The 6,083-nt window shown below is 44.6% G+C and carries 7 protein-coding genes; 4 read left to right on the top strand and 3 right to left on the bottom strand.

The genetic code is table 11. From position 1 onward, the window contains the following. Window positions 1–193 precede the first annotated feature (193 nt). The 3 genes from O9324_RS27010 (at window position 194) to O9324_RS27020 (ending at window position 1,582) form a co-directional block, all read left to right on the top strand. Window positions 194–730 carry a hypothetical protein gene (locus O9324_RS27010; protein WP_190721372.1) on the top strand — a complete coding sequence of 179 codons (537 nt, stop codon included), beginning with the start codon at window positions 194–196 and terminating at the stop codon, window positions 728–730. A gap of 204 nt (window positions 731–934) precedes the next feature. Then, window positions 935–1,210 (top strand): hypothetical protein, encoded by a 276-nt coding sequence (locus tag O9324_RS27015; protein ID WP_288141819.1) that lies wholly within the window; start codon window positions 935–937, stop codon window positions 1,208–1,210. 216 nt (window positions 1,211–1,426) lie between these two features. Next, window positions 1,427–1,582: a type II toxin-antitoxin system HicB family antitoxin gene (locus O9324_RS27020; protein ID WP_271947476.1), complete on the top strand. Its 156-nt coding sequence runs from the start codon at window positions 1,427–1,429 to the stop codon at window positions 1,580–1,582. Window positions 1,583–1,773: 191 nt separating this feature from the next. Here O9324_RS27020 and O9324_RS27025 read toward each other — a convergent pair whose 3' ends face one another. From O9324_RS27025 to O9324_RS27035, 3 genes are all read right to left on the bottom strand, one after another. Next, window positions 1,774–2,721, bottom strand: coding sequence for a PRC-barrel domain-containing protein (locus O9324_RS27025; protein WP_288141820.1), 948 nt, complete (start codon window positions 2,719–2,721; stop codon window positions 1,774–1,776). Window positions 2,722–2,985: 264 nt separating this feature from the next. Beyond that, the gene (locus O9324_RS27030) at window positions 2,986–4,245 is read right to left on the bottom strand and encodes a dihydrolipoamide acetyltransferase family protein (RefSeq protein WP_288141821.1); all 1,260 of its coding nucleotides are present in this window, start codon (window positions 4,243–4,245) and stop codon (window positions 2,986–2,988) included. Window positions 4,246–4,393: 148 nt separating this feature from the next. Next, window positions 4,394–5,137, bottom strand: a complete 744-nt coding sequence (locus O9324_RS27035; RefSeq protein WP_190721379.1) for a DUF561 domain-containing protein — start codon at window positions 5,135–5,137, stop codon at window positions 4,394–4,396. Window positions 5,138–5,228: 91 nt separating this feature from the next. Here O9324_RS27035 and O9324_RS27040 point away from each other — a divergent pair. Beyond that, window positions 5,229–6,083: RNA-guided endonuclease InsQ/TnpB family protein (locus O9324_RS27040; RefSeq protein ID WP_288141822.1), on the top strand; the 855-nt coding region annotated here is incomplete at its 3' end.

Below are 6,083 nucleotides of genomic sequence, written 5' to 3' on the forward strand. Positions count from 1 at the left end.
TTATTCCTCCCATCGAGAGCTATTCTGAATTGTAAGTTATAACTATTATAATCTCATTTCTCTTTGTGATCAAGTTGAAGATTTTCTAGTTTTTGACGGCTCTAAGTATTAATACTCATTGCATAAGTGAGATGCTCCCACCCAACCTAACAATAATTGCTTGCCCCTTGCAAAATAGTTTCATAAAAAGATTATGATTGATTCGATTATCTGGAAAGAGAAGTTAGAGCAAGATGTCGCCTCTTTAAGAAAAAGATTGCTCCAACGCCGTTGGTCTTTCAAGTCAATGGTTTTGTTTGAACGAGAATTGATGTTGATATTTTTCAGCATTCGAGCGTTGATAGAAGCAGGAAAACTAACTGACCAAACCAGCCATAAAGAATATAAGTTTATGACCTACCCCAATAAAGGGAAGGTTGTAGACGACTACACAAAATACTATATTGACGAAGTGTTCGACCTGGATTCAGGAACAGAGAACAAACTAACGTTAAAACTGCTAACCCATCAATTTATTCATGCCTATGTGATTTTTCCAGATTTTTCCGAAGAAGGCAACGTCGCTGGGGTTTTGCTATGCTCTGATTGGGAGAAAAAGAATAGTTTGATTAAACTCCCAATTGATTTGGCAATTGAAATAATTGAAGATGTGATTGCAGATAAAATCAAACAAATGCACATAGTAAGAAATGAAAAAACTGGCGAATTAAGAAAAACAAAAATCTTGTGAGCTATATCGAGCCGTAGGGTGCGTTCCCTAATGTGGCTCCTACTGCTCCACCAATAGATTTTTGGGGAACGCACCATGCACATTGATTGAAACTGTGAGTCTAAGTGCGATGCCGCTCTTGTGGGCCCAGTTGGGGAATGTTAGCGAAGATTGCCAATGTTTAGGTTAAAATAGAGGGGCAAAAGTTGCAACAGGGTCAGGACAATGACAGTTAATCAACTCCGCTACAGCAAAGAAGAATTCGCCCGACGTGGTAATGAGATTTATCAATCTCAGGTGCGCCACCAAGTCGAGGAAGGCAATCATGGGAAGATTGTAGCCATAGATATTGAAACAGGGGCTTTTGAAGTAGCAAAAGACAGCCTCACAGCTTCCGATCAACTTTTAGCCCGATTGACCTATGCTCAAATTTGGTTCGTAAGAATCGGACATCGAGCAGTTCATCGAGTCGGTTTGATTGGGGCAAATTTGTTTCAATGATTAATCAACTCTACGCTTGTTTTTGCACAATCTTCTCACTCAATTCTAGGAAGGTGGGACAATATTGGATTAATTACTAATAACTTAATATCTTATAGAGTTTTTCAAAAAGCTTGAGTTGGGTCAACGATCAGGAAACATAACTATTTTCTAACCAAACGATTAGGAAACAGTTATGTTATGATTTTCAGAGTAAGCCTGAGATGATAAGACACCATGAAAAATCGCATCTTTACTGTTATTTTGTACAAAGAAGATAATATGTACATTGCTGAATGTCCAGAAGTTGGTACAGTAGATCAAGGAGAAACAATTGAGCAGGCAATTGCTGGATTGAAAGAAGCCACACGGCTTTACCTAGAGGAATTCTGAAACAAGCCCAAGTCACAGTTGAAGAGTTCATTGAACATCTGTAAAGTCTGACAAATCACTGCACTCGAAGTGATACCAAAAGTATTTAGTCCCCCCAGAGAACCCCCTTGAGCCACATGGCACACTTTTCTTTTTTTGTCAAATTTTATGTTAAGAAATATGTAACTAATGGATAGGGGGACTGTCAAAGATTAACCGTCTTCGTATTCGGGGATTCTCTCTTTTTTCTTCTCGGTGATATTGATGCGGGGGGGATTGTAATCCGGTTCCACGTCATCATCCCACATATCATCCTCGGCCTTATCTTCGTAATCGTCGTACTGAGGACGAGAAAAGCTTTCGGTGCGTTCTAAGCGAGCTTCTCCCCAGTTATCTTCTTCTTCCTCGTATTCTTGCTCATAATAACGAGCTTCGGCCCGTTTTTGCGGTGGGGGATTGGCCCGCAGGGGTTCTTTTTCCCATTCGTCCTCACTCCAGCGTTCCTCAACGGGTTTAGCGGCCTCCACGGGAGTGCGGAGGGGAATGCCCGTACCTAACTGATTTTCCGGACGAGCAGCGGGAGTATAATAAGCTTCTTCCTCTTCTCTTTCCCAGGGGGGACGACCAATACCCAAACGTTCCAAAACCCCCACACTAACTTGGGTGAGACGTTCTTCGGCCCCTTCAAAGACAATTAAGCGATTCGGACCACTGCTAACCACCTCTTCAATGGCAATTTCGTAGGTACTGATCAATTGTTCGGGGATGAGAGGCAATCCCAGGGAAGCGATGATAATGGAATGTAATTGACCACTAAGGGGATCAAATTGATAATCGCGGACTTTGCCTAAAGGTTCGCCGGTTTCTGTGATCACGTCGCTACCGATTAAGGGAGTATAAGCATCGATATCGACGGATTCCAAGACGTTATCATCTTCAACGAGAACCACGTCTCCTGTCTGACTGATGCTCGATAAATACATATATTGAGGCATTCCTGACAAGGAGAGGATATTATCGCGGAGTCCCAGGGCAACTACTTCTCGTTGATCGATATCTACTAGGATATCTTTAACAACGCCGAGTTTTTTGCCTGTATTGCGAGTGATAACCTGTGTATTTAAAAATTCTGAACGTAAGCGACTATTCTCTGTGATCATTTTTTCCTATGGGTAGGCGTTAGGACGTGGGAATACGAATTATTGTAGGCTTAATATATAGGGCGAAATTGAGGGTTAATTTACCGATATTAGCTTATATCTTAAAGTTCCCTGAGATTAACACTTTTTTTGGCCTTGTTTGGGCGATAGTTTTGGGTGATAGATAAGGTTAAACCTATTTTAGCTAATTCTTTACATTTTTTTAGTAACAACAAAGCAGGAGCTAGAGAGAAACTCCCTAGGCTCCTGCTGTCTAGATTCTGATTACATAGTTAAAGACTGCACCTCAGTTTCGATCAGTTTAGCCAAGTCTTGCAGGAAGGAGGCAGCATCGGCCCCGTAGATGACTCGGTGGTCACTGGTGAGATTAACCGTCATCTGTTTTTGCACTCCGAATAAACCATCTTTATTGACGACGATTTGGGGACGGGAAGCACCCACGGCTAGGATCGCACCTTGGTTGGGGGGTAAGATAGCGGTAAAGCGATCGACTCCGAACATTCCCAGATTAGAAATGGTAAAAGTACCGCTATTATATTCTTCCGGTTGCAGTTGTTTACTGCGGGCGCGATCGACTAAATCTTTCCAACTGCGGGAGAGGGAATAGATATCCATCTGGTTAGCAGAGCGCAAAACCGGCGTAATTAAGCCACCATCGGGCATAGCCACGGCTACGGCCACGTTAATCGCCCCGTGGTATTGGATTCCTGCGTCGCTATAGCTGGCATTAACTATAGGATGTTTAGCGAGGGTATTAGCTACCGCTTTTGCTAACAGGGCCGTCATGGTGACACCCTTAGATTTTAGCTGTTGATAGAGTTGATCCAGTGGGTCGGTGGTGATAGTGTAGCCCACTTGGAAGGTGGGAACCTGTAGGCTAACCGACATATTCTGAGCGACGGCTTTTTGCACAGTGGTGAGGGGAACAGTCCGACCGACCGGGGCGCTGGTTGGAATCGGGGCTTTAGGAGCCGCTACAGGGACGCTGACGGGTTGCGGAGGAGTAATGACGGGAGCGGGGGCGGTGCTGACTTTTCCTGTCGCTTTTTCTACGTCTTCGGCGGTAATTCGTCCGTGGGGACCGCTACCCACTAGGGTTTTCAGATCCACCTTTAATTCTTTAGCCAGTTTTTTGGCCCTGGGAGAGGCGACTAAACGGCCATTATCTTTAACGGCGGCGACAGGGATCGAAACGGGAGGCGGAGCGATTTCTGGGGTCTCTACGGGCTTGCTAGGGGCGGCGGCGGCGGTTTTTCCCTGAGCTTTGGCCAGTTCAATTTCCGCTTCAGTTTCGGCGATATAGGCGATCGCTTCCCCCACGGGTGCTTCCTGGCCAGCTTCGACTAAAATTACAGCGAGATAGCCATCATAAAACGATTCCACGTCCATGTCGGCTTTGTCGGATTCGACCACTAACACCGTTTCCCCTTTGCTGACTTTTTCCCCGGGGGACTTCACCCAAGAAACTATTTTTCCTTCGGTCATGGTGGAACTGAGCGCGGGCATGAAGATATCTCGAATCATGGTGGAGTGCTTCTATCTCTAATGTTTTGAGCCATAGCGCATTTTACCACAGTTGATGGGGTTGGGGGGCTTTTCAGTGAGCAGTGAGCAGTGGGAAAAAGAGAAGGGAAAACAGCCCCTTCTCCGTCGTATCTAGACAAAAATTGTTCTAGTTGCCAATATGGACCGGTTGTGCTTGCAGAGATTCGACTAAACCGCGCACGGCTGCCACCATGGCCACTTCATTATCCAATTGATTGATCGCCGAACCAACACCGATACCGGCCGCTCCAGCAGCGATCGCCATAGGAGCGGTGACAATCGATAAACCGGAAGCGCAGAGGACGGGAACTTTAACCGCATGGGAAATAGCGTGGGCTGCCGCTAAAGTCGGGGCGGCTTTTTCAATCAGTCCCAAAATACCGGCGTGACGGGGTTGACTGCTAGTGCCGCCTTCGGTTTGAATAATGTCAGCACCCTGACTAACTAAAGCTTCCGCTAGTCTCACCTGTTCATCGAGGGGCAGCAGATGGGGAACTGTCACAGACAGGGTAATTTCGGGCAGTAAGTCGCGAGTTTGACGGGTTAGGGCTAAAACTTCCGCCGCCTCAAAAATGCGTCCTTGAGCATAAAAACTATCGAAATTACCGATCTCAATTAAATCGGCCCCGGCCGCCACTGCCATCAGCAACAATTCTGGCTCGACGGCCGATACACACACGGGTAAATTTGTCAAGGCTTTTACCGCCCGAATTAGGTCAGCATTAGCGGCAATATCGACAAAAGTTGCTCCTCCGGCTGTAGCGGCTTTAACTACTGAGAGAACCTGCGAGCGATCGAAATTATTTAACCCACTGATCACTTTCAGGGCATGACGACGGGCGAAGGCTTGCTGTAAGGTAAAATTGATCATCGGAAATTTTGGGTCTGAAACCCCGTCGTTCTACGACGGCTTTACTGTTAAATATTAGCACATTTACGAAATATATGCTAAAATGTGAGACATGGAAAAAGCCTATTCGTTTCGATTTTACCCCACACCCGAACAAGAGTCGCTATTGCGGCGCACTTTGGGCTGTGTAAGATTAGTTTACAATAAAGCTCTCCATCTCAGAACACAAGCTTGGTATGAAAGACAAGAAAGAGTAGGATATACTGAAACTTCTTCAATGCTAACCGAGTGGAAAAAACAAGAAGAATTAGACTTTCTCAATGAGGTAAGCTGTGTACCTTTACAACAAGGGTTAAGACACCTACAAACAGCTTTCACTAATTTCTTTGCTGGTCGTACTAAGTATCCTAACTTTAAGAAAAAACATCAGGGAGGAAGTGCCGAATTTACCAAATCTGCTTTTAAATTTAAAGACAAACAAATCTATTTAGCTAAATGCACAGAACCTTTACCTATTCGATGGTCAAGACAAATACCAGAAAGCTGTGAACCAAGCACAGTAACAGTCAGATTACATCCCTCAGGACGCTGGCATATCTCAATAAGATTTGATGACCCAACGATTAAGCCATTACCAGTAACAGATAAAGCCATTGGAATTGACTTAGGAATTAGTAGCCTCGTGATTACCAGCGATGGCGATAAAGTGTCTAATCCCAAGCATTTTAAAAAGCATTATCGGAGACTGCGAAAGGCCCAAAAAAGCCTTTCTAGAAAACAGAAAGGGTCAAAAAATCGAGAAAAAGCGAGAATCAAAGTAGCCAAGATTCACGCTCAAATCACCGATAGCAGAAAAAACCATTTACATAAGCTAACCACTCAATTAGTTCGTGAAAACCAAACGATTGTTGTTGAGAATTTAGCCGTTAAGAATATGGTCAAAAACCCGAAATTATCTCAGGCAATA

This window comes from Microcystis sp. LE19-84.1B (assembly GCF_027531875.1).
In the GTDB taxonomy this organism is placed as follows: Bacteria; Cyanobacteriota; Cyanobacteriia; order Cyanobacteriales; family Microcystaceae; genus Microcystis; species Microcystis panniformis.

Excerpts from the sequence above, each read along its gene's own strand:
- O9324_RS27010 (WP_190721372.1), top strand. The coding sequence starts at position 194 with ATGATTGATTCGATTATCTGGAAAGAGAAGTTAGAGCAAGATGTCGCC.
- O9324_RS27015 (WP_288141819.1), top strand. The coding sequence starts at position 935 with ATGACAGTTAATCAACTCCGCTACAGCAAAGAAGAATTCGCCCGACGT.
- O9324_RS27020 (WP_271947476.1), top strand. The coding sequence starts at position 1,427 with ATGAAAAATCGCATCTTTACTGTTATTTTGTACAAAGAAGATAATATG.
- O9324_RS27025 (WP_288141820.1), bottom strand. The coding sequence starts at position 2,721 with ATGATCACAGAGAATAGTCGCTTACGTTCAGAATTTTTAAATACACAG.
- O9324_RS27030 (WP_288141821.1), bottom strand. The coding sequence starts at position 4,245 with ATGATTCGAGATATCTTCATGCCCGCGCTCAGTTCCACCATGACCGAA.
- O9324_RS27035 (WP_190721379.1), bottom strand. The coding sequence starts at position 5,137 with ATGATCAATTTTACCTTACAGCAAGCCTTCGCCCGTCGTCATGCCCTG.